The organism is Vibrio cholerae ATCC 14035 (genome assembly GCF_000621645.1).
GTDB classification, from domain to species: Bacteria; Pseudomonadota; Gammaproteobacteria; order Enterobacterales; family Vibrionaceae; genus Vibrio; species Vibrio cholerae.
Window position 1 is genome coordinate 80,601 of sequence record NZ_JHXR01000002.1, and the last position, 22,889, is coordinate 103,489.

21 protein-coding genes and 1 pseudogene are annotated in these 22,889 nt (G+C 44.0%); 17 read left to right on the forward strand and 5 right to left on the reverse strand.

The genetic code is table 11. The features are described 5' to 3' along the window. Positions 1-75: 75 nt before the first annotated feature. Entirely contained in the window at positions 76-1,905 is a 1,830-nt protein-coding gene (hapA, locus tag T411_RS0102285; RefSeq protein WP_000782166.1) for a hemagglutinin/proteinase HapA, read from the reverse strand. 15 nt (positions 1,906-1,920) lie between these two features. On the opposite strand from hapA, the gene T411_RS01000000118945 reads away from it, so the two are divergent. Next, on the forward strand, positions 1,921-2,130 hold the full coding sequence (locus T411_RS01000000118945; protein WP_032074627.1) for a hypothetical protein: 210 nt from the start codon (positions 1,921-1,923) through the stop codon (positions 2,128-2,130). A 195-nt stretch (positions 2,131-2,325) separates the two neighbouring features. On the opposite strand, the gene ompW is transcribed toward T411_RS01000000118945, so the two are convergent. Next, the gene (gene ompW / locus T411_RS0102290; RefSeq protein ID WP_000814593.1) at positions 2,326-2,979 is read right to left on the reverse strand and encodes an outer membrane protein OmpW; all 654 of its coding nucleotides are present in this window, start codon (positions 2,977-2,979) and stop codon (positions 2,326-2,328) included. A 240-nt stretch (positions 2,980-3,219) separates the two neighbouring features. On the opposite strand from ompW, the gene T411_RS0102295 reads away from it, so the two are divergent. The 7 genes from T411_RS0102295 (at position 3,220) to T411_RS0102320 (ending at position 10,434) form a co-directional block, all read left to right on the forward strand. Continuing rightward, positions 3,220-3,402, forward strand: a complete 183-nt coding sequence (locus tag T411_RS0102295) for a hypothetical protein (RefSeq protein ID WP_000380449.1) — start codon at positions 3,220-3,222, stop codon at positions 3,400-3,402. A gap of 530 nt (positions 3,403-3,932) precedes the next feature. Then, positions 3,933-4,883, forward strand: a complete 951-nt coding sequence (gene pbpG, locus T411_RS0102300) for a D-alanyl-D-alanine endopeptidase (protein ID WP_000689270.1) — start codon at positions 3,933-3,935, stop codon at positions 4,881-4,883. A gap of 237 nt (positions 4,884-5,120) precedes the next feature. Next, on the forward strand, positions 5,121-6,539 hold the full coding sequence (locus T411_RS0102305; RefSeq protein ID WP_000749571.1) for an aminotransferase-like domain-containing protein: 1,419 nt from the start codon (positions 5,121-5,123) through the stop codon (positions 6,537-6,539). 140 nt (positions 6,540-6,679) lie between these two features. After that, positions 6,680-8,260 (forward strand): cytochrome ubiquinol oxidase subunit I, encoded by a 1,581-nt coding sequence (locus T411_RS0102310; protein ID WP_000568068.1) that lies wholly within the window; start codon positions 6,680-6,682, stop codon positions 8,258-8,260. 12 nt (positions 8,261-8,272) lie between these two features. After that, positions 8,273-9,409, forward strand: coding sequence for a cytochrome d ubiquinol oxidase subunit II (gene cydB, locus T411_RS0102315; RefSeq protein WP_000464440.1), 1,137 nt, complete (start codon positions 8,273-8,275; stop codon positions 9,407-9,409). A gap of 10 nt (positions 9,410-9,419) precedes the next feature. Further along, positions 9,420-9,521, forward strand: coding sequence for a cytochrome bd-I oxidase subunit CydX (cydX, locus tag T411_RS1000000119935; RefSeq protein ID WP_071908327.1), 102 nt, complete (start codon positions 9,420-9,422; stop codon positions 9,519-9,521). Positions 9,522-10,230: 709 nt separating this feature from the next. Next, on the forward strand, positions 10,231-10,434 hold the full coding sequence (locus T411_RS0102320; RefSeq protein WP_000792246.1) for a hypothetical protein: 204 nt from the start codon (positions 10,231-10,233) through the stop codon (positions 10,432-10,434). A 216-nt stretch (positions 10,435-10,650) separates the two neighbouring features. Here the strand turns inward: T411_RS0102320 and dsdA are convergent, their stop codons facing one another. After that, entirely contained in the window at positions 10,651-11,976 is a 1,326-nt protein-coding gene (dsdA, locus tag T411_RS0102325; RefSeq protein WP_001885353.1) for a D-serine ammonia-lyase, read from the reverse strand. Positions 11,977-12,183: 207 nt separating this feature from the next. Here dsdA and dsdC point away from each other — a divergent pair, with 207 nt between their 5' ends. From dsdC to T411_RS1000000121265, 9 genes and pseudogenes are all read left to right on the forward strand, one after another. Then, positions 12,184-13,128, forward strand: coding sequence for a DNA-binding transcriptional regulator DsdC (gene dsdC, locus T411_RS0102330; protein ID WP_000288116.1), 945 nt, complete (start codon positions 12,184-12,186; stop codon positions 13,126-13,128). A 299-nt stretch (positions 13,129-13,427) separates the two neighbouring features. Further along, a complete protein-coding gene (locus T411_RS0102335) occupies positions 13,428-14,504 on the forward strand; it encodes a linear amide C-N hydrolase (RefSeq protein ID WP_000782346.1) in 1,077 nt (358 codons plus the stop codon). Positions 14,505-14,611: 107 nt separating this feature from the next. After that, complete coding sequence (locus T411_RS0102340) at positions 14,612-14,773, forward strand: integrase (RefSeq protein WP_000627863.1); 162 nt, start codon at positions 14,612-14,614, stop codon at positions 14,771-14,773. 628 nt (positions 14,774-15,401) lie between these two features. After that, positions 15,402-15,782, forward strand: coding sequence for an alpha-pore-forming tripartite toxin MakABE regulator MakD (makD, locus tag T411_RS0102345; RefSeq protein WP_000717843.1), 381 nt, complete (start codon positions 15,402-15,404; stop codon positions 15,780-15,782). A gap of 24 nt (positions 15,783-15,806) precedes the next feature. Continuing rightward, positions 15,807-16,202 (forward strand): alpha-pore-forming tripartite toxin MakABE regulator MakC, encoded by a 396-nt coding sequence (gene makC / locus T411_RS0102350; protein ID WP_000754946.1) that lies wholly within the window; start codon positions 15,807-15,809, stop codon positions 16,200-16,202. 11 nt (positions 16,203-16,213) lie between these two features. Continuing rightward, positions 16,214-17,278 carry an alpha-pore-forming cytotoxin subunit MakB gene (makB, locus tag T411_RS0102355; protein ID WP_000950891.1) on the forward strand — a complete coding sequence of 355 codons (1,065 nt, stop codon included), beginning with the start codon at positions 16,214-16,216 and terminating at the stop codon, positions 17,276-17,278. Between the two features lie 12 nt (positions 17,279-17,290). After that, positions 17,291-18,400, forward strand: coding sequence for a cytotoxin MakA (gene makA, locus T411_RS0102360; protein WP_000082911.1), 1,110 nt, complete (start codon positions 17,291-17,293; stop codon positions 18,398-18,400). Positions 18,401-18,450: 50 nt separating this feature from the next. Next, on the forward strand, positions 18,451-19,512 hold the full coding sequence (gene makE / locus T411_RS0102365) for an alpha-pore-forming cytotoxin subunit MakE (RefSeq protein WP_001076381.1): 1,062 nt from the start codon (positions 18,451-18,453) through the stop codon (positions 19,510-19,512). A 498-nt stretch (positions 19,513-20,010) separates the two neighbouring features. After that, positions 20,011-20,259: pseudogene (locus T411_RS1000000121265) on the forward strand (integrase core domain-containing protein); the annotation flags it as partial. Between the two features lie 349 nt (positions 20,260-20,608). Here T411_RS1000000121265 and tdh read toward each other — a convergent pair. Both tdh and T411_RS0102375 read right to left on the reverse strand, forming a co-directional pair. Continuing rightward, positions 20,609-21,640: an L-threonine 3-dehydrogenase gene (tdh, locus tag T411_RS0102370; protein ID WP_000692622.1), complete on the reverse strand. Its 1,032-nt coding sequence runs from the start codon at positions 21,638-21,640 to the stop codon at positions 20,609-20,611. Positions 21,641-21,642: 2 nt separating this feature from the next. Then, on the reverse strand, positions 21,643-22,836 hold the full coding sequence (locus T411_RS0102375) for a glycine C-acetyltransferase (protein WP_000092856.1): 1,194 nt from the start codon (positions 22,834-22,836) through the stop codon (positions 21,643-21,645). Positions 22,837-22,889 lie beyond the last annotated feature (53 nt).

A 22,889-nucleotide genomic window follows, 5' to 3' on the forward strand; every position in this document is an offset into this window, starting at 1 on the left:
ACATCCTAGAAACTGCCCTTCAAAAACAACGCCCTCAGACTTTGCTGAGGGCGTTGCAGGTAGGTGGCAAGGAAGTTAGTCCAAGCGTAACGTCACACCAGAATAGTTACTGTAACCGCGTAACATGACATGGTATGTCGTACCCACGACCGCAGAGATGGAACACTGCTCGGCATTGCCTGAACGGTATGGACGACAATCCCAAGAAGAAGTGGTGGGTTTGCTGCCTGCTTTGACATACAGATCCGCATCGCCCGTTCCACCACTGATGGACACAACAACACTGCCTGAATTGGTCACAGTGAAGGTATAGAAATCTTCTCCTCCACGTGAGCCGCTCAGTCCTGTGAACGGTTTACCTTTCTCAAGCACTTTGCCGACAGGTGGTGGCGTGGTGCCACAAGAAGCATTGACACCCACGGTATTAAAGGCTGCCACGACGTCTGCGGTGTTGTAGTTGAGATCCTGCGCCGCTTTCACTACCCCACAGCCACCTTGATCAAAAGTGCTGTTCGGTGTCCAGTACAACTGGTTAGCCACGGCAAACACTTCAAAACCTTTACGTACGTTCCAACCCGATTTATTGGCGAGTAGGTAAAACGCGCGGTTAAACACGCCACTCGAATGGTGAACATCAATACCGCTGTAATACTGTGAAGCATGATCTATCGATCGGCCATCACGTGACGGCTGATCGAAATAACGTAGGCCACCGGAGGATTTAAAAATATCCGCGCCGACAATCCAGTCAACATTGCCACGCATAAAGTACTCTGCCGCTTCCCCTGCGATATCCGAGAATGCTTCGTTAATACCACCGGACATATCTCGGTAAACGAGGCCTGAATTCTGCTCAGTAAAACCGTGGCTGACCTCATGGGCACTAACGTTGATATCCACCAAAGGATAGAAACGGGTATAGCCATCACCAAAAGTCATGGCGCGGCCATCCCAGAAGGCATTTTCATAGTTATTGCCATAGTGCACACGCATGGTTAATTGGAAAGTCAGCGGCGAAGTATTCAACCACTGCTGATACATATCAAACACCACTTTTCCGAAGAAGTGCGCGTCGTTTAGCGGTGAGTAAGCACCATTCACTGTTTTAACACTGTTGTAGTTAGTGCTGTTGTTACAAGCATAACTGAACGCCGTGCTACCCGAGGTGCCGCCATTGAGGTTAACGGTTTTTACCGCACTGTTATTCATCGTACAGGTGGTTCCGGTCTTATCAATCGTGAAACCGGGTAAACCGTTACTGCCGTATTCATAACGTCCCGTTTTTTGGTTACCGCCGGGGCCGGTTCCTGTTGCCTGTGCGTGGTTAATGCCATCCCATTGGTCTAGCACTTCTCCCGTTGCTGCACTGATAAAGTAGAACGGACGCGAAGGTGTTTCTGAAGCGACAAAAAAGTCGACCAAGTACACTAACTGAGCCTGTTGGTTATCATCCAAACGTACCATCAGTTGCACACTTTCGTTTTCCACCGGGAGCGATTCTCCAGCGTGTTGTTCACCAAAATGGCTAACCGCTAAAGCGATGGCCTGCTGGCTTTCAATGTCAGGGGTCACGGTTGAGAGATCGGCTTCCAACTGCTGAGCCATTTGACCATACACTTGCGAAATCCCTTTACTGGATTCGGTTGCCACCACAGCGGTGCCATAGACAGGAACCCCGTTGTACATCTGCTGGTAACGCACTTTCACCTTACCATTCGGCAACTGTACCGTATTGACGGCTTTAAAACCGCTGGCGGCAGGCATCATACTGTACTGTTGCTGCGCCAACGCTTGTTCAACCATTGATGCATCATCAATCATGACCATTTGTGCCGCATAGAGAGGGAAGCCAGTTGCCGCTCCGGCCAGAACTAACCAATTCAGAGGACGTTGTATCATTTTCATTTCTCAATCCTAGAGATGTTGAATGTATTAAGCGTTGAACCGCTCCCATCAACGCCGATTGCACGCGAAATACCGCGTTCAATCAAAGTGGTACAAGTCAATGAAAAACACCAAATTCGAGTTAAAAAAATGTTAACAAGCAGTGTGAACTCTACGTGTCACAAACTACTCAGTAAGCAGAAATACTCGATACGAAAGCCAGAAATAAAGAAAAGAAAATCATAAAGATAAAATCTTACTGATAGGTTTGCGCCTTTAAAATTTGACACCTATTTATCAGTATCAACAGGGGATTGACGTACGTCTCAGGCTCTGAATAGAGATTACGTTAGAAAACAATCACTACCGCTAAAAATGATGAAATCGAGGCCACAAAAAAATAAAGCCGCGATTTCGCGGCTTTATTTTCGAAATAGGGCGTTAGAACTTATAACCACCCGCGATCATAAATACCCAAGGATTGATTTCAACATCCGTGGATTTGGCATCTGCACCTGCTTTGTAGGTTGCCGTTGTTTCAATATTGGCATACCACACAGAAGCGTTGAGGAACCAGCTATCATTGAGCATATAATCAAAGCCAACGTTAGCAGCAAGTCCCCATGAGTCGTCCAGTTTTAAATCACTCAATGCATTATTAGTACCCGTACTATTAAAGCTTTCATCAAAGAAAGTGGTGTAATTCAAACCCGCACCAACATATGGACGGAAAGTCGAATTAGCTTCACCAAAGTAGTATTGGACCATAAAGGTAGGTGGCAAATGTTTTGTTTCACCAATATCACCAAGGCTACCTAACTCACCACCAGAGGTAGAAATCTTATGTGAAAATGGCGTAGCAGCGAGGACTTCAAAACTGATGTTGTCAGTAAACATATAGCCAAGCGTTAACCCTAACTGGGTATTGCTATTAACTGCCAACTCACTTTGAGTGTTTAACACTTTATCGCTACTGTCATTAGGTACTACCGAGGCAATACCCGCGCGCACAATAAAGTCACCTTCTTGGTGAGCAAATACAGGAGCGGAGCTTAGGGCTGCAAGTACGGCTAGGCCGCAAATGGTTTGTTTCATGACGTTTTCCTTTTTTGTAGGGCTATGTTGTTATCTTTGTGTTGCGCGCACAGTAGCACACAAAAATCACACAAACTTGATGGAAATCAATTTGCATCATTTAGGCACATTAATAATGTGTTTTTGCAACTTGCATCACTTTTTGCAAACATCCTTAACATTCTTCTAGTGCGAGCATGACGTGCCATCATGGCATCAAATATGCAAAAGATTCGTTGTTCCCCAATCGAGGATGACGATATGGACACACTCTACAAAATCGAGTCATACAGTGATGAAGCCGTTAATACCATTGCCGAGTTCATTCGATCCAAAGGCGGCAGATGTTGCGTCGCCGGTTACGCCGTCATCACCAATCACCCGTTTCGAGAAAGTGAAGCGTGGCGTTTACTGCCGCTGGTCGGAAAAGTCACGGACAGTTGAAGTGATTGGGATATCACCCAATTTGAAGAGTTGGTGAGCGAAGTCACCCATTAATAGTGACCGTAGTTAAGTAGAGGGTTGATACGTTGCATATGGCATCGCACTTGTAGGCATGCCTCACGGTAGGGATTGAAATGAATGAGCGCAACAAACTGTGCTTTCGTACTCAAACTTTATCATTAGGTGCGACTCGCTTCAGATGGACACCTTTTCTAAGTATTGAAATTCACATAAGCTCAGCACGCCAGACCGTATACCAAAATCTAGATTTTTCCAGTAGTTGAGTGCCAAAAAAGGATAAATATATTTTCAATGGCGCTTCTATTGCTCCGAAACTAAGCCTCTTATACTTACTTTGTCAGTGATACCCAAACGACTCGATGTCCAGGTAACCACTCAAAAGTAAGCCACCAGCAGCATAGTGTAATCGTGCCGCGGGCATTCGTAAGCGCGGTTTAATGCTGTGGTTTCGAGTAGATTGGGTACAAATGACAAACCTTTGACTTAATTAACCGTTCAGTGAATTCAAAATGAAGATCTTCTCTCGCCTTGGTCATGTTCTTCTGATATGCAGCAGTTTAATCATTGCCATACCAGCGCATTCCGCCGATTCCTCAACTACGACCAAAGCTGGCGTAAAAAAAACCGTTAAGAAGCAAGAACTCTCTGCCAATAGTGCATTGGTGATCGATCTTAAAACCAATGAGATTATTTATTCCAATAATCCTGATGCGGTAAAACCCATCGCTTCAGTCACGAAATTAATGACAGCCATCGTGACTTTAGATGCCAAGCTGCCCATGGATGCCAAACTGCCCATCACCATCAAAGACGCGAAAGAGATGAAAGGCGTGCACTCTCGAGTAAAGATCGGCAGTGAAATCAGTCGAAAAGATATGCTATTGCTGACATTAATGTCATCTGAAAACCGCGCCGCGGCAAGCCTTGCCCACCACTATCCGGGCGGCTATAAAGCGTTCATTAAAGCCATGAACGCCAAAGCGAAAGCATTAGGTATGAAAAATACGCGCTTTGTCGAGCCAACCGGGCTCTCAGCGAAAAATGTCTCAACGGCTCGCGACTTGGTGGTATTACTGAAAGCCAGTAAAAAATACCCTTTGTTGGGTAAATTGAGCGCCACCGACAAGAAAACCGTCACCTTTTCTAAACCTCGATACACGCTCGATTTCCGTAACACGAACCGATTGGTGCACAACGACAATTGGAAAATTGACCTCACAAAAACCGGATTCACCAATGCCGCAGGACATTGTCTTGTCATGCGCACACAGATGGGTAGACGCCAAGTTGCCTTCGTCGTACTGGATACTAAAGGCAAACTTTCACCCGTCGGTGATGCCAATCGTCTACGTACTTGGATAGAAACCGGCAAGGTCACGCCTCTTTCATCGGAAGCCAAGCAATATAAAAAGCAACGCAGCCAAGAGCAAATCGCTAAAATCAGTGATTACAAAAGCTGACGATCCAATCTCACTCTGAGCGCTATGCCCTTTGCCTCTCTTACGACGTAAGAAGGCAAAAGGCGGTATTGGAATCCATCTCAATCTCGGCGCACAGGCTTTTTGCGATGAGAATAAACTCGCCTCACCAATCTCACCCTAGTCTCAACGAACAAGCAAAGATATAGTTCGCTCTGCGTCGCCACAGTCAGTAGGATGGATAAGCGGTGGGGCAAATGAGAGCAAACAGGTTTTTTGATGAAGAAATCGCAAGTACTGGCCAACACAATTAAAAGTCAAATCGAGCAGAATATCTGGCTTAGTGGAGAAAAAATCCCATCGATTCGATCCACCTGCAAACGATACAAGCTGAGTATTGAAACTGTGCTCCAAGCCTATCAACAGTTGGAAGATCAAGGCTATATTCGCGCCAAAGCGAAATCAGGCTATGTCGTGTTACCGCGAAGAAATACTCTATTTGCCGGCAATCTCAGTGCAAAAGTGATTAAACCCTATCCAGTAAAAATCAGCGATTTACTATACGACGTCCTACAAAGAGCAAAAGACCCCGAGATCATTCCATTTAGTTCAGCATTCCCTGACCCTGCGTTATTTCCACACCAAGCGTTATCACGCAGTTTAGCGAATGCTAGCCGTCAAATGTTGGGAAGCTGCATGCTGACTAATTTACCTCCTGGCAGCCAAACGCTAAGACGGCAAATCGCTCAGCGCTATCAAAAAAGTGGTTTAAATGTATTACCCGATGACATCGTCATTACTTCAGGGGCAATGGAAGCGTTGAACTTATGCTTACAATCTTGCACAAAACCGGGGGATTTAGTCGCCATCGAATACCCCGCTTTTTATGGTGTTTTGCAAGCGATTGAACGGCTCAATCTTACGGCGGTTGAGATCCCAACCGATCCTAGAGATGGCATTGATCTCGATGTGTTAGCCTCTGTATTTTCTTCTATGGATATTAAAGCATGCTGGTTTATGACCGAGTCACAGAATCCGCTCGGCTATTCTATGAGTGAAACAAACAAGCAGCGTTTGGCAGAGTTAGTCAATCACTATCAAATTCCAATGATTGAAGATGATGTTTATCGTGAGCTTGGTATAGGTAACCCAAGCTCACTGCCAGCAAAAGCTTACGATAAAGTAGGCAATATCCTGCTATGCGGTTCATTTTCGAAATCTCTATCGCCCGGTTTTCGTATCGGTTGGGTCGTTGCGGGAGAACGCGCCTTAAACATCCAACGCTTACAGCATTTGTCCACTCTTTCTAGCAGCATCCCGATCCAGCTCGGCCTATCTCATTACCTCACTTTTTATAACTTTGATCACCACTTAAAAAAACTGCGTAAATTGCTGAACGAGCGTAAAAAAGCACATGCTGAATTACTGCGAACCTACTTGCCACATAACACTAAAATCCATCTCAATAACGGGGGCTATTTTATCTGGGTCGAACTGCCCCAAACCATTTACGCAGAAACTCTGTACGAACAGGCACTTGAACACAATATAGCAATTGCTCCGGGGATCTTGTTCAGCAGCGATAAACGCTTTTCCCATCATATCCGTCTCAACTGTTCTTATGCATGTGATGAACGAATCGAGCAAGCCATTCAAACTCTAGGTCAGCTTATTCACACCATGGAAATCAATAGGTAATCGCACAATGATCGTCGTGACCACCATCAATCTGTTCTATTTTTTAACTTTCGAACTGTTCTAGTTCTCACTTCAAAAGCTGTGCTGAAATGCCTTCCAATTCTTGATGTAAAGCCATCTTACGATGGTTGGGAGCTTTCATGATTGATGTTGTTGAATTATCGCGTTTGCAGTTCGCATTAACGGCCATGTTTCACTTTCTCTTCGTCCCTTTAACCATAGGGATGTCTTGCCTACTCGCTATCATGGAGTCGATTTATGTACTCACAGGGAAGCAGATTTACCAAGACATGACCCGCTTTTGGGGCAAGCTCTTTGGAATAAACTTTGCGTTAGGTGTGACGACGGGTTTAACCATGGAGTTTCAGTTTGGAACCAACTGGTCTTACTATTCACATTATGTTGGCGATATTTTTGGTGCTCCGTTAGCGATTGAGGCTCTCGTCGCCTTTTTTCTGGAGTCCACTTTTGTGGGCCTGTTCTTCTTTGGTTGGTCACGCTTGTCAAAACGCCAGCATTTGCTCATCACATGGCTAGTAGCCCTAGGATCTAGCTTTTCTGCCTTGTGGATCTTGGTTGCAAACGGTTGGATGCAAAATCCCGTCGGAGCAGAGTTCAACTATCAAACCATGCGTATGGAAATGACCAGCTTTGCCGAAGTGGTATTAAACCCGGTCGCGCAGGTGAAATTTCTCCATACTGTCGCATCCGCTTACACCTGTGGTGCAATGTTTATTCTCGGGGTGAGTTCTTATTACTTATTGCAAGGCCGTGACATCGAGTTTGCGCGCCGTTCATTTGCCATCGCCGCCACTTTTGGTATGGCAGCCATTATCTCAGTGATCGTATTGGGGGATGAGTCGGGCTATAAACTTGGCGATGTCCAAAAAGTAAAGTTGGCCGCGATTGAGGCAGAATGGCACACCGAACCAGCCCCAGCAGCGTTCACTCTGTTCGGCTTACCCAATCAGAAAGAAGGTAAAACCGATTATGCCATTAAAATTCCCTACCTCATGGGGTTAATCGCCACCCGTTCGTTTGATGAACAAGTAACAGGGCTCCACGATTTACGCCATGAACATCTACTACGCATTCGTAACGGAATGGTGGCTTATCAACTACTTGAACGGTTACAGGCTGGTGATGCATCCGTAGAAACACAACGAAAATTTGAGCAAACGAAGCATGACCTCGGCTACGGGCTGTTACTCAAGCGTTATACCGATACCATCACAGATGCCAACGAGGCACAGATCCAGCAAGCAGCAGATGATTCCATGCCTACTGTGTGGCCACTGTTTTGGTCATTTCGCATCATGGTTGGCTGCGGCTTCATTATGCTGTTTGTATTTGGTGCCGCCTTGCTACAAACCTGCCGTCAACGCATCACTCATAAGCCTTGGGTACTCAAAGCTGCGCTCTGGTCAATTCCATTGCCATGGATTGCTATCGAGGCGGGTTGGTTTGTCGCCGAATATGGTCGTCAGCCTTGGGCAATCGGTGAAGTCCTTCCCGTCACGGTTGCCGTCTCATCCCAAACGTTCGAAAACTTAATCACTTCGCTCGCCATCATTCTAAGTCTTTATACCGTTTTTATTTTTGTGGAAAGCTATCTCATAGTCACCGTTGCTCGAAAAGGACCCAGTAGCTTAAAAACTGGTCGCTATCAGGACGAACAAAGCTTATACGAGCATAAGTTGGCACAACAAGTACAATATTAGGAGAGAGTATTCATGTTTGAATATGACACATTGCGCCTCATTTGGTGGGGGCTGATCGGTGCATTGCTGATTGGTTTTATGATCACCGATGGTTTTGATATGGGGGTAGGTGCACTCTTGCCCATCCTTGGACAATCGGAATCCGACAAACGAGTGATGATCAATTCAATTGCGCCTCATTGGGATGGCAACCAAGTATGGCTAATCACCGCAGGGGGAGCACTCTTTGCCGCCTGGCCTTTAGTTTATGCCACCTCTTTTTCAAGCCTGTATATTGCTATGTATTTAATACTGTTGGCGCTTTGGTTACGGCCACTAGCATTGGAATATCGCGCAAAGATTGATACCCCTTCTTGGCGAAAAATCTGCGATATCTCGATTTCGCTTTCAGGTTTAATTCCTCCTCTTCTATTTGGTGTCGCCTTTGGGAATTTAATGCAAGGATTACCTTTCTCGCTCAATGCGTTACTGATGGTAGATTATCATGGATCCTTCATCGATCTCATTACCCCTTTCAGCGTGCTGTCTGGCGGTATTGGCGTATTAATGGCATTAGTGCAAGGCAGTGCATGGCTCACGCTCAAAACCAGCGATATTCTTCATAAAAAAGCGCGGCTAACCGCTCAAATAAGTGTCTTGTGTCTCTTTGGATTATTCATCATAGGTGGGTTTATGGTGCATGGAATGAATGGATACCTGATTGTCAGCTCATTAGACTATAACGCCATATCTAATCCGTTAAATAAGGTCGTCTTCCAACAAGCCGGTGCTTGGCTAACCAATTTTGAACGTTACCCGTGGATGTGGTTTGCACCTATGGGTGGCTTAATGATGGCTATGGGAGTATTCCTCAGTGCGAAATGGAAAAACGATGCTATCACCTTCGTCTGCGCCAGCGTGACGAATGCTTGTATTATTTTAACCGCAGGTTTTGCGATGTTCCCCTTCATCATGCCATCCAGTTTTGAACCAAGCCATAGTTTAACTTTGTGGGATGCGACATCCAGTGAGCGAACATTAAATATTATGACGGGCGTAGCCTTTGTCATGTTGCCCATCATTCTTTTTTATACCGCTTTCAGTTACAGAACCATGTTTGGTCGACTTGATAAGCAATATATCGAACGTAATCATCACTCACTCTATTAGAGGTATTCGCATGTGGTATTTCATATGGATTTCAGGCTTATTTCTAGCGGCCACATTCTCTATTCTGAATATCATTAATTTAGAGAAAAATAGCACGGAAAGACAACCTTAAACTTAAGCAGAGGTTACCAACATAACCATCCAGTGCCATATCGAAAGATACCCTAGAAAAATCTTTCAGGTATGTGGGTAAACAAGAGCACATGGATCACGCTCGCATACCATTTATGAGCATTTTAATCATGGCATGTCACTCAGTGGCATGTCATGGTTGCATCAAAATCTGCTCAACGATCAACGCTATGAGTGATGCTAAAAACTACAATCAATGCGTTCACACATTAACTCTTGTGAAGCATGTTAACCTTAAGGCTAACCATGAAAGAGCGAAAAAAGTCTATCTATTTCATTTTATCCGTGTATAGTGAGCCTCGTTTTTTATCTTGAAATATTCATTCTTTGGTTAGTCTGAATTTCTTTTAGGTTTCATTTTGAGTGTGTAGTAAAACGAGCACTTAGTGACATGTTTTTATTATCATAAGATAATCTCAATGCATATCATTGCGCGAGCCATCTTTAGAAGATAAAAAATCGCGCATTGGAATTTTAAAAAGAAGTATATTCCTCATATAACCAAAGAAGCATAAATTATTGATTAACGTGTTCCGTTAATTAAATGACCACTTCTCAAGATAACAAGTCAAGCATTCAAGATTATCTTAAATGCTTGGGTTTAAATATTGATGAGTATTTATTATTAAACTGAGTAAAAATCACAAGTAATAATAAATATGCATCACATGGCTTTCAAAAGGTAAATCATGAAGAACAAAAGAGTTAAATTGCCTAAAAAAAATAAAAAAGGTGCATATGAAGCAAAATTTGAAGAGATGGTAAAAGAGTATCATAGCGCCCAAGCGGTTTTAGGCGAAATGTCTGTCGGCTCTGAAGAGTACACTGAACAAAAAATTCTCTGTGACAAGCTATTTGCTCATGCTGAGCGCTTTTTTAAGCAGAATCAATAACCAAACTTATTAATAAGCCTAATGATGGTGGTGTGTAAGTTTTATTCCTCTTCACATCATTCTCATCACTCACCTTTGATAAATATGACTTGTCTCTAGAGCAATTTCCCAAACGGCTGCAACATCAAGTCGCAAGGGATATGTTGAGTCCGATGAACCTTTACACATCAACGGCGCTTCACTTTTTGGTGAAACGCCTTACCTCTTATTGTTAAATCAACGATTTTTTAGGTAAGAGTCCATCTCTTCTGCTGGAACCATTCCCCCGCCAGTCGCCCAAACAAGATGCGTGGCATTCCCCATCACGGTATCATCAAACTGCATTCGAGCTCGATATTCAACACTCTTTGTGACCACGATAGGGCCAATCATACCGGCTAATGCAGAAGGCTCGAGCTGGATATTCTCCGCTTCATTCAATTGCCCAAGCAGTCGGTACATACGCTCATCACTGATGGTTAAATAGCCATCCAGCAGCCTTTCCATTGCTCGACCGACAAAACCAGAAGCTCTCCCCACCGCTAAACCATCAGCTGCAGTGATGTTATCAATCCCGATATCTTGAACACTGATTGCGTCATGCAAGCCAGTATGAACACCAAGCATCATGCATGGAGAATGAGTCGGCTCAGCAAAAATACAATGAACATTGTCCCCAAAAGCCATTTTCAGACCGAAAGCAACCCCTCCCGGTCCCCCACCAACGCCGCAGGGTAGGTAAACAAATAAAGGGTGCTGCGCGTCGACTACAATACCTTTTTCATCGAACTGTTTCTTGAGGCGTTCACCTGCAACCGAATACCCTAGAAATAGAGTTTGCGAATTTTCATCATCAATGAAAAAGCACGTCGGATCATTTTCAGCTTCTTTGCGCCCCTGAGCGACCGCAACACCATAATCTTGGGCGTACTCAATCACATTGACCCCAAGAGCACGGAGTCTGTTTTTCTTCCACGCCCTTGCATCGGCTGACATATGCACAGAAACCGAGAAACCTAACTTAGCACTCATAATCCCAATCGACATCCCCAGATTTCCGGTCGAACCCACTGCAATACTGAACCGTTTAAAGAAATCACGAAATTCTTCGTTTAAGAGTTTGCTGTAGTCATCTGACTCCGTCAGCAATCCGGCCTCTATCGCGAGTTTTTCTGCGTGAGTCAACACTTCATAGATCCCGCCTCGCGCTTTTATAGAGCCAGAAATGGGTAAGTGACTGTCTTTTTTGAGGAGTAATCGACCTTGTATTGGGGTGTCATATTCACGCTCAAGCACGCTTTGCATCTCTGAAATGGGAACGACCTCAGACTCAATAATTCCGTTTGTTTTCGCGGTTTCTGGAAACGCTTTTGCAAGATAAGGTGCGAATCGTTTTAAGCGTTGACTCGCATCTTGAATATCCTCAGAACCAAGTCCAACGTAGCTTAACCCTTCCTCAAGGCGAGTAATGGATGGGTTAAACCAAGATACCTCTTTAAGCTCGATGAGCTCTTTGACTAGCGGATATTGCTCGGTAAGTTGCTCTATGTTGATCGTCATCATAAAACCTTGGTGTTTATTTATGCACTGAGCATTTCATAGAAGATTAGACATCCTGACAAGTGAAGAATAATCACTTTCACATGAACCAGATTAAAACAAAATCGTGAAATTCATAGACTCTTGGGGAAACACAGGACAATAGGTGTATTTTATTCACAACATTGGGCTAATATGACAGAACCTTGATACCTCAGTCAGAGCCTAACTATGTACACTAAGGATAATATCTTTGCCAAACACAGCCGAATAAATAGTTTTCAGCTTTCAAAGTTGCATACTTTTGAAGTAGCCGCTAGGCATAATTCCTTTTCTTTGGCTGCGGATGAACTCTCACTCACACCGAGTGCGATATCGCATAGAATAAATAAACTTGAGGAAGAAATCGGAATTAAATTATTTGAGCGAACACATAGAAAGGTAGTATTAACTGAAGAGGGACAACGTATATATCACTCTTTACAAAAAACATTGAATAATCTAAATCAAGAAATTACCGATATAAAAAATGGTGAAACCTCAGGCTTACTGACTATTTATTCAAGACCTTCTTTTGCACAATGTTGGTTAGTTCCTCGTATTCACGCATTTAAAGAGCTCTATCCATCCATTGATCTGAAATTGCTAACAGGAAATGAAAATATCAGTTTCCAAGGTTCTGGAATTGATGTCGCCATCTATTTTGATGACCATATGCCAGATAAGCTATCTTGCAAAGAAATATTCTCAGAAACGATCATTCCAGTTTGCACCCCTGAGTATGCCCAAAAATATTCGCTCACTAGCTCAATGGATAACCTTTATAACACCACATTACTCCATGACAATCAGGCATGGAACTATAATTCAGATGCAGATGAGTGGAAAACATGGGCCAATGCCAATCAGTTGGAAAACTTAGAAAATATATCCCGTATCGGCTTCGACCGATCAGACTTAGCAGTAATAGCGGCTATCAATAATGCAGGGATCGCAATGGGCCGATTCAGTTTAGTCAAATCGCGACTATCGTCGGGTGAGCTGATGACCCCCTACCCCAATACTGAGGTGATTTGTAAGCAAAGATACTATGTCGCGACTCTGCCGAATAAGCACAATCAAAAAGTAAAACTTTTCATTGATTGGTTGGAATCACAGGTAAAAAAAGCAGTGTAAATTCATTTTGTAATCACTTTATTTCCATGGATGCATGGGTATCTTGAATTTGTAATCTACCATTCATCCTAGACAATCAACGACAGGCTTGCGCCTCTCAATACAGTTCTGTATAAAGCAAATATGCAACAAATTACACATGTGTTGTATTTGAATTCTCAATGAACTGCGGTGATTGCAGTTGTTGTGCTTGAGTTAAGTGTTAATGCGTTGCCGCCCCTTAACCTCACGTTAGGACTATAGGGACTAATGTTTATGTCTGGAAAGGACTGCATCACATCACCAAAGAGGAATCAGAGATGAAGATGAAACACATGAAACCATACACGACGATGAAAACTGTGCTCAGCACCTTAGCCATCGCGCTCGCTTTCGGGCCTTTGCACAACGCCCAAGCTTGCACACGCATCTTATACGAGACGGGGAATCAATCCTATATCAGCGGACGATCCATGGATTGGGCGGATCCTTCCGCAGCGACGGCGCTGTGGGTCTTTCCCAAAGGGATGAAACGCGATGGAACGGTTGGTGACAATCCAATCAAGTGGAGCGCGAAGTACGGCTCAATTATTGTCTCCTTCTATGATGCTGGAACCGCTGATGGAATGAATGAGAAAGGACTCGTTGCCAACATGCTGTATCTGAAGGAGGCTAAATGGGGGGATGCAACCAAGGCAGGAAAGCCTACACTGACCGCTGGTGCTTGGGCACAGTATTTTCTCGATAACTACGCAACCGTAGAAGAGGCCGTTACGGCAATGGCCAATCCTCCATTTACCATCATTGCGCCTTCACTGCCAAACGGAGACGCAGCAGCCTTACACCTCTCGATTTCTGACGTGAACGGCGACTCTGCGATTTTTGAATACATTGATGGCAAGCTCGTGATTCATCATGGTTCGCAGTACAAGGTAATGACTAACTCACCGACGTTCGATCAGCAGCTAGCACTCAATACCTATTGGCAGCAGATAGGCGGAAGCAAATTTCTTCCAGGCACAATCAATGCCGCAGATCGCTTTGTCCGCGCCTCTTATGCTCTCAGTGCCTCACCTAAATACCGAGACAACGACCTTGCACTTGCATCTGTTTTTTCGCAAATTCGTGCGGTTAGCGTCCCTCTCGGCATTACTGATCCCGACCGCCCTAACCTCGCAATGACACTGTGGCGTACATTTGCAGATCATACAGCGAAGATTTATTACTTTGAGTCTGCAGTTTTCCCCGCCGTTTCTTGGCTAGACATGAGTAAGGTTGATCTGACGGAAGGCGCAGCCCCAAAAGTCGTTAGAGTGGAACGGGGCCAGCCTCTCGCAGGCGAGCTTTCAGCTGCACTTAAGCCAGCAGAGCCCTTCAAGTGGCTCGGGGCAGAATGATCAGGATATTGCGGTGACTAATACGATATGCAACTCATCAACTCGGTGCAAAAAGAGGCGTCCGTTACCGTAATCAGTATCAACTTCGACATACCTACGCCAGTTGGATGATCACTCACGCTAACGTCAACGTGAGTTACTTGGCACAACAAATGGGCCACGCTGATATCACCATGGTCGCAAGGGTCTACGGTAAATGGCTGGTTGAATCGAACAAGAAAGAATCCGAACGGGTATGGCAAGAGCTAGAAAAAGTGAGGAATCAATAACCGCCGATTAGGCGGTTTTTTGATCCTACCGAACGGAATCCCCATAACTCCTACAATCAACTAGGTCGACATGACAACAAATTTTTGCCCCAAAGTGAACTCGAAGCGTGTGCAAATTGAAGAAACATTCCGAGGCTTGAAAGCCCTGCGTACGGATTAAACCTCCGCCATAGCCGAACTAGCAGCAGTTATACTTGCACGAAATTTATTCAAGCATGATTAGACATTAGAAAAAACATGAGGAGCTCCCTCAACGTCCAACCATGAAATAATTATTCCATCAAATAAATGTTCGTTTAATTATTCCTTGCAATTTCTCACGCAAAAATATGATCAAGCCCACAAATACAATGATTAATAAATAACAAAAATGAAATTAAAATTAAGAGCCATCCATAAATTTCATTATGTATTTATCTTATTTACATACTGATATGTACATATTAGTTATGCGACCTTGATTAACTGAAATCACTAACTATATTTATATGCATAGAGATTAAAAATACATATATATAAACACTAATATCAATAATATTTAGTGGGTAAAACCCAAAAACCATTCGAAATGGTTAAATCAGTACAGTGATACCCTGTGGCTCCATAAATAAACGTCAGTAGGTATTGGATGAAAAAAATAGAAATACTTATCGTGGTTGATTGTGCCGGAGCATTAGCAACCACTAGCTTAATTAGTAACGTTTACTTAATTGATAGTAACCAATGGCTTGGTTCATGGGATGAAGGGACGTGCCAACTCCACACGGTATCTGAAGATGGTCAGTTTATTTGCTGGCGTAGCTGCGCCATTTCGCCAGATGACGAAGTCAATATAACGGGATTCTATGGTGACATGATTGATCAAAAAGCTTGCTTACCAAGCCCTGTTAATGACGCATGGGAAGGCAGAGTTCAGACTCGCGGGGATACTGGGCGTTATCTATATACCATTTCTCTTTCAATAAACGGAATAACAATGAATTTTTCACCTTATCTCGAAGTTCAATAACTCCATCTAAATAAGGAACATTGTATGAAAAAAGTAGAAATACTCATGGTCGTAGATGCAGCAGCAGCGCTTGCAAGTCGAGATCTGCAAAGTAACATTTATCTCATTGATACAAATAAATATATGGGCTCGGGTAATGAAGGCCAAGCTGAGTTAAAAACAGCCTGTAAAGACGGCCAATTATTATGCTGGCGAGTTGTCGCTATTTCACCAGACAATGAAGTTGATATTGTCGAGTTTAATGGGCAAATGATAAATGACAGAGTTTGTATACCCACTAAACAAGGACTAAGCGGTGATGAATTCTGGGAAGGCCGAGTTGAAGCGCAAGGACAAGCCAGCACACAACAATACAATGCGACCTTGTCTATTGATGGTTCAAGATTAACGTTTGATCCTTTCCTCGTTATTTCACTGTAGAGGGCGAACTCATGTTAAGCCCAAATGTTGATACCGCATTAAATATGCTGACCGACGTATATACTGATTTTTTAGGTATTAGTAATTACGATGCAACGTGCAACTCTCTCTTTATTGGCCATGTAGCAAAAGATCCAAACTGGCTCGTAGAAGTTCGAAGCAGGACTGAGATCTTAAGAGCGGTAATGAATGAGTTTATGCAGCAAAAGCCTAAAATTTTTGCGCAAATTATTACATCGTTTATTAATTATCAGACCACGTTCGATGCCTGCGCACAAAACAGTAAGGCGATAACAAGTACGAAGCAATGGATTGAATGCTTACAATTATTGCAAAAAACGTTAAAGCAAAATATCACGTTAACAAATGAAGCTCAGCAAGTTTTCACGAAATCTTACAACCAAGCGAAAAATGCAGAGGAGCTACTCGCATCCAGCATTCAAGATGGCTGGAATGAACTTGCGAGCGAAGAACAAGCAATGGTACGCATTGCAACAGAGATAGGCTCTCTATCGCAATCCATTGCCAGTTTAGGAGCCAATGTCACGGCGGCCCAATTAAGAGCAGGAAAAGCTTACATACAAAGTATGGTCACTATTTCCTACGGTGTCGTAATGGGAGCAACGACGTCTGTGCCATTCCTTTCCTTTGCTGGTGCGCTATTCACGGTTGGTTACAGTGCATACAGCACAATATCGAGCGCGAAAGAGGTACAACAAGATTTAGACAAACTCACTCAATTACAAACACTAGCCAGTGAAGAAGCACAAGCGGCTGCCATTACTAAAGCCATTATTCAAACCCTCAGCAACATGAGCGAAGAATTCCTAAAGATTGATGATAGCTTGCCAGCACTTTCATTGTTATGGCAAGACGAATTAGACAAGGTAAACGAACTGATCAACGCCTTACAAAGCGGTTCAGACCCTGCCCTATTGACTGATTTGCAAACCATCAAGATTGCTTCAGCCTCATGGAAAACCATTTCAGAATTTGTGCAACTCATTAGTTTACCGCCAAACGTTGGAAAACCCGTTTTAGTCAACACACTAAATAACACCATTCAAGAACAGTAAAGGAGATACACAATGTCACAACAAGTTACTCAGTTGAACCCAACACAGCAAACCACTCAATCTGCATTTTTGGCAACCACAGTCATCACAGCGCAGTGCCATGCCATTTTAAACACACAATTTACGCCACCTACGGTAAAACCAGATTGGTTTGATGACCTGAGTAAAAAGTTAGACTCAGCAAAATTGGTTGCTAAGCAATGGATTGACGATTTGGGACCACAAGTATCAGCATCGATTCCCTCCAGCGTAATTAATTTTGACGCTACTTTTCAAGCATCAATCGATGCCATTCATGAGTTATATAAAGCGGATCCAACAGCAAGTGGCAAAGACAATACAACGGTTCAGCAAGCTTCACAGATTATGACCGCCCTATCTTCTCAAGTCAGCGGTATCGAAGCCACAGTCAAAGGGATGAATAAGGAACTCTCTGATTGGGGGGTGAAAATGCAAGCAGCACATGATGACTTAGTCAATGGTGCGACCAATATTCAAAAAACAATTATTGATTTACAAACAGATATTGAAAGTATGAATAACGCAATAGACAACAATCGTGCAGCCATTGAGAAACTGAATAAAGATCTGGTCTATGCACAAGTTGCGGTTGGTGTTGGCATCTTTATGCTCGTCGCAGGCGTTGCGCTTACCGTCGCAACCGCTGGCACCGCAGCTGCAGTCTCCGGCGGTATCGCAGCCGTCGGCGCGGCATCGATTATTGCTGGTGGCGTTACATGGGGCGTATTACAAAATCAAATTGATGATGACTACGACAGCATCGCGCAAGAACAAAAGCAAAAAGCTGAAGATCAACAACAGATTATCGCTTTACAGGGGCTTTCCAATGCCAGTAGCGCCGTTGTTTCAGCGATTGAAACATCGACATCAGTATTATCTGATTTTGAAACAACGTGGACTGTCTTTGGCAACGAGTTAGATGATGTAGTAACAAAGCTTAATAATGGTGCATCCATGCAGAGCATTATAATGGAAAAAGTGATGTCTGACGCAGCGAAAAACGAATGGGATGATGCGGTTGAACTTGCTAAACAGCTAGCTAGCGCAAAAATAGCTATCGAAACGAAAGAGTTAGCACCTGCAGTAAAACAAGCAGCTTAAACATTACTAAAGGGGGTTACGCCCCCTTCTATTCTTTTTCGAGGACCATCATGAATCAATCAGCCAGCGAGCAACTTCAAACCGACATTCCTGCATCTATTAGCGCTATGGTGTTACTAAATTCTGCATGCCAAGGCGTTGTTGAAACTTATATTGATCAAGGCAATGCAGAACATTGGTATGCTCAGGTAGAACAAAATTTAAATGCGGTGCAAAAACTGGTACGACAATGGCGTTTGAGTGGTAATTTATATTTTTCAAATGACATTATGGACAGTGTTCTTTCCATTGCGAATACATTCAAAGATTCTAATGTTCAAATTTTAACGTTATTCAAAGCACTAGAAACCCGTTTTGATACCGCCCAACTACAGCAGCTCACTTCATTAATCTTAACATTACAAAATCCGATTCAAAGTCTTACATCAAATATAAAACGTTATGATGAGGGATTGAATGCTTGGGCTCGCCAAGTGGAAGATGCTCATAACACATTGCAACAAACTATTGCACAGATCCAGCAAGAAGAAGTTTCAATCCAAGCAGAAATTATCGCCACCAACGCCCAAATTGATCTAATGAAACAGCAGATAGCAGCATTTAAAACCGCCATTGCGAACGCTCAATCGCAGCGTAAGAAAGGGATATTTGAAACGATTTTTGGCGTGGTGCTTGCTCCGTTTACACTGGGAGGTTCTTTGATATTGGCAGGGTTTGGTGTTAGCTCTATTGTAGAAGCACAAAGTGAAATATCTAGCCTGCAAAGCGATATCCAATCATCTTTAAATACCATCAACCACGATCAACAAACGCTCTCTCAAGATCAACAACAAATCGCGTCTCTCAATGCCCTATTGCTAAGTGTCGATCAAGTTAACAACGATTGTGCGGCGATCAGCCGATCCTTAGATACACTACAAACCACGGTGCTCAGTTTATACAATGAAACCAACAATGTCGTTTCTAACCTTACCAAAGCACAAGATTCACAAGCGGTCATTCTGGAGCAAGTTTGGTACCAATCAGCTTACAATGAGTGGCAAGATATTCTGGAGGTAGCATCAACGCTCAATAATGCACAACCTCAAATAACAAAAGCTCAAATCAAGTAATTGATTTCGCTCCAGTGACGGAGCCAATAGCTGATTTAATTGAGCAAGTTATAAAGCAATGCCGATACCGCCAATAACCCTATTGCCATGACAAAGGGTGTACTCATCTGCTGTTGATACTTCTCCCTGAGGAATCATCGAATTGGCATATCGTATTCGCCCATGAACCCACGGGGCGATTTGCTAGTGTTGGACGTCCCAGGGTAACAGTGCATCGATATCTGGCTAATTTTTTCATACACATTGACAATGTAATTATCGAGGATAAGGCCATTTTCTTTCGCCATCTCGACGATGCTGTACAGCATCACGCTCGCGTCTACACCATTGGGATTATTGGTTAACAGCTAGATGGTATGACCTTATATTTTAAGACTCACCTATGGTATCTTTTGGATGTCGCGGTATAAAATCAGTCAACTATTCTCCATATACAGGGCTTGATGTTCACTAGAGCAGAATTGCCATAGCAATAACAGTTTAATGAGCTTTCCCATCAGTCGCTCATATCGACAACTGTTTTGGCGTTATAAAATCAAGCAAAGCTTATCTAGGTGAGGTAATTGTTGGGCCCCTACCTGTATTGAGAGTTTCAACAATTCGATGAAAGCTGAAGCGATCCAATATGAGCTAATTATGACGAGAGCCTAGATGCAACAAATGATCTTTGAATACATAGAAAATTATGATAATCGGATGAGAAAGCACAGCACTCTTGGGTATCTAAGCCCAGTTAACTTTAAATAACAATATGTCGCTTAATTTAGTGTCAAGTCTTGCAGGAGCACTCTTTCCTAGCAATTTTGGACACTTAGTTAAACTAAACAACTTTTCAACACCTCAAATAATTTGCTAATTCAGTAAAGCCAATGACTCACTTTTGTCCAATTATTACATAGAACTTCTTCGCCTCTACGTGTTGCGATGATGGGACCAAAACAAACTGAACGTGGTCCCATTACAAAGTCAGATGGGACCAAAATGGGACCAAAGCGAGGGCTAAATCGGGTCATATTTTCCACTTTACTGTTTATAAAAACAGTATTAGCCAAAAACAAAGCGCCCCTTGCGGAGCGCTCTGTGGAGAGATTTTCGGTTACTGCCAATCGAGGATAACTTTGCCAGAAGCCCCGCTGCGCATGATGTCGAAGCCTTTTTGGAAGTCATCCACTTTGAAGTGGTGAGTGATAATTGGGCTGATATCGAGACCCGATTGGATCAGGCTCGCCATCTTATACCAAGTTTCAAACATTTCCCTTCCATAAATCCCTTTAATAACAAGGCCTTTGAAGATCACTTGGTTCCAATCAATCGCCATCGATGACGGTGGAATACCTAACAGAGCAATGCGGCCACCGTGGTTCATGGTTTTTAGCATGGCGCTAAACGCACTCGGTACACCAGACATCTCTAAGCCCACATCAAAACCTTCGGTCATACCGAGTTCTTTCATCACGTCTTCTAGGTTTTGCTCAGCAACGTTCACAGCGCGAGTCACGCCCATTTTACGGGCTAAATCGAGGCGGTATTCGTTCACATCGGTGATCACCACATGGCGCGCACCTACATGTTTCGCAACAGCTGCGGCCATAATGCCGATTGGGCCAGCACCGGTGATCAGAACATCTTCACCCACTAAGTCGAATGAAAGCGCAGTGTGTACAGCGTTTCCAAACGGGTCGAAAATAGACGCCAGATCATCTGAAATACCATCCGGGATCTTGAATGCGTTAAACGCTGGGATCACTAAGTATTCAGAGAAACAACCCGTGCGGTTTACGCCCACACCAATGGTGTTGCGGCACAGGTGGGTACGGCCACCACGGCAGTTACGGCAGTGACCACAAGTGATGTGACCTTCACCAGAAACGCGATCTCCAATTTGGAAACCACGCACTTCTTGGCCAATCCCAACCACTTCACCCACATATTCATGGCCGACTACCATAGGCACTGGAATGGTTTTTTGTGACCACTCATCCCAGTTATAAATGTGTACGTCAGTGCCACAAATGGCAGTTTTCTTAATTTTGATCAGCAGGTCGTTGTGGCCAAGCTCAGGCATGTCCACTTCGTTCATCCAGATGCCCTGCTCTGGTTTCAGTTTTGAAAGTGCTTTGATTTTCATAATTAAATAAGTCCCATATCACGACCCACTTCAATGAAGGCGTCGATGGCTTTGTCCAGTTGTTCACGGCTGTGTGCGGCTGACATTTGCGTACGAATGCGCGCTTGTCCCTTTGGTACAACCGGGAATGAGAAACCAATAACGTAAATGCCTTTGGCCAGTGCGCGTTCCGCAAATTCTGCGGCAACTTTGGCATCACCTAGCATGATGGGAATGATGGCGTGATCGGCACCACCCATAGTGAAACCCGCCGCTTCCATACGAGTACGGAAGTGCGCTGCGTTTTCCCATAGGCGCTCACGCAGATCGCCGCTCTCTTGCAGCAGATCCAACACACGCAGTGACGCCGCAACAATCGAAGGTGCAACCGAGTTAGAGAACAGATATGGACGTGAACGTTGACGCAGCCAATCAATCACTTCTTTCTTTCCTGAAGTGTAGCCGCCGGATGCACCGCCCATGGCTTTGCCTAGCGTGCCGGTGATGATGTCGATGCGATCAATCACATCGTGGTATTCGTGTGTGCCGCGACCATTCGCGCCCATGAAGCCTACCGCGTGAGAGTCATCCACCATCACTAAGGCGTTGTATTTATCTGCCAAGTCACAGATTGCAGGCAAGTTAGCCACTACACCATCCATTGAGAACACGCCATCCGTCACGATCAACTTGTGGCGAGCGCCAGCAGCATCTGCCGCGATAAGTTGCTCTTCCAGCTCGGCCATGTTGTTGTTCGAGTAGCGAAAACGCATCGCTTTACACAGACGTACACCATCAATGATTGAAGCGTGGTTTAGTGCGTCAGAGATGATCGCATCTTCTTTATCGAGCAGAGTTTCAAACAAACCCGCATTTGCATCAAAGCATGAGGTGTAAAGAATGGTGTCTTCTTTACCTAAGAATTGAGAGAGCTTCTGTTCCAGCTGTTTATGGATATCTTGCGTACCACAGATGAAACGCACCGAAGCCATACCAAAGCCGTGGCTGTCCATACCCTGTTTCGCCGCTTCAATCAGAGCAGGGTGATTGGCCAAGCCAAGATAGTTGTTGGCACAGAAGTTCAGTACTTGTTCGCCAGTAGAAATTTCGACCGCCGCTTGTTGCTGCGAGGTGATCACACGTTCGGATTTATAAAGCCCCTCAGCTTTCACTTCCTCAAGCTGAGTACGGATTTGCTGATAAAAAGCAGAAGACATTGCGTATTCCTTCTTGTTTTCGTTTTGCGGGTAACAGGATCTATACCCAAACA

Excerpts from the sequence above, each read along its gene's own strand:
- T411_RS0102305 (WP_000749571.1), top strand. The coding sequence starts at position 5,121 with ATGAAGAAATCGCAAGTACTGGCCAACACAATTAAAAGTCAAATCGAG.
- ompW (WP_000814593.1), bottom strand. The coding sequence starts at position 2,979 with ATGAAACAAACCATTTGCGGCCTAGCCGTACTTGCAGCCCTAAGCTCC.
- makD (WP_000717843.1), top strand. The coding sequence starts at position 15,402 with ATGAAAAAAATAGAAATACTTATCGTGGTTGATTGTGCCGGAGCATTA.
- cydB (WP_000464440.1), top strand. The coding sequence starts at position 8,273 with ATGTTTGAATATGACACATTGCGCCTCATTTGGTGGGGGCTGATCGGT.
- dsdA (WP_001885353.1), bottom strand. The coding sequence starts at position 11,976 with ATGATGACGATCAACATAGAGCAACTTACCGAGCAATATCCGCTAGTC.
- pbpG (WP_000689270.1), top strand. The coding sequence starts at position 3,933 with ATGAAGATCTTCTCTCGCCTTGGTCATGTTCTTCTGATATGCAGCAGT.
- T411_RS0102335 (WP_000782346.1), top strand. The coding sequence starts at position 13,428 with ATGAAGATGAAACACATGAAACCATACACGACGATGAAAACTGTGCTC.
- T411_RS0102310 (WP_000568068.1), top strand. The coding sequence starts at position 6,680 with ATGATTGATGTTGTTGAATTATCGCGTTTGCAGTTCGCATTAACGGCC.
- tdh (WP_000692622.1), bottom strand. The coding sequence starts at position 21,640 with ATGAAAATCAAAGCACTTTCAAAACTGAAACCAGAGCAGGGCATCTGG.
- T411_RS0102375 (WP_000092856.1), bottom strand. The coding sequence starts at position 22,836 with ATGTCTTCTGCTTTTTATCAGCAAATCCGTACTCAGCTTGAGGAAGTG.
- makE (WP_001076381.1), top strand. The coding sequence starts at position 18,451 with ATGAATCAATCAGCCAGCGAGCAACTTCAAACCGACATTCCTGCATCT.
- makA (WP_000082911.1), top strand. The coding sequence starts at position 17,291 with ATGTCACAACAAGTTACTCAGTTGAACCCAACACAGCAAACCACTCAA.
- hapA (WP_000782166.1), bottom strand. The coding sequence starts at position 1,905 with ATGAAAATGATACAACGTCCTCTGAATTGGTTAGTTCTGGCCGGAGCG.
- makC (WP_000754946.1), top strand. The coding sequence starts at position 15,807 with ATGAAAAAAGTAGAAATACTCATGGTCGTAGATGCAGCAGCAGCGCTT.
- T411_RS01000000118945 (WP_032074627.1), top strand. The coding sequence starts at position 1,921 with ATGTTGAATGTATTAAGCGTTGAACCGCTCCCATCAACGCCGATTGCA.
- T411_RS0102295 (WP_000380449.1), top strand. The coding sequence starts at position 3,220 with ATGGACACACTCTACAAAATCGAGTCATACAGTGATGAAGCCGTTAAT.
- T411_RS0102320 (WP_000792246.1), top strand. The coding sequence starts at position 10,231 with ATGAAGAACAAAAGAGTTAAATTGCCTAAAAAAAATAAAAAAGGTGCA.
- makB (WP_000950891.1), top strand. The coding sequence starts at position 16,214 with ATGTTAAGCCCAAATGTTGATACCGCATTAAATATGCTGACCGACGTA.
- cydX (WP_071908327.1), top strand. The coding sequence starts at position 9,420 with ATGTGGTATTTCATATGGATTTCAGGCTTATTTCTAGCGGCCACATTC.
- dsdC (WP_000288116.1), top strand. The coding sequence starts at position 12,184 with ATGTACACTAAGGATAATATCTTTGCCAAACACAGCCGAATAAATAGT.
- T411_RS0102340 (WP_000627863.1), top strand. The coding sequence starts at position 14,612 with ATGATCACTCACGCTAACGTCAACGTGAGTTACTTGGCACAACAAATG.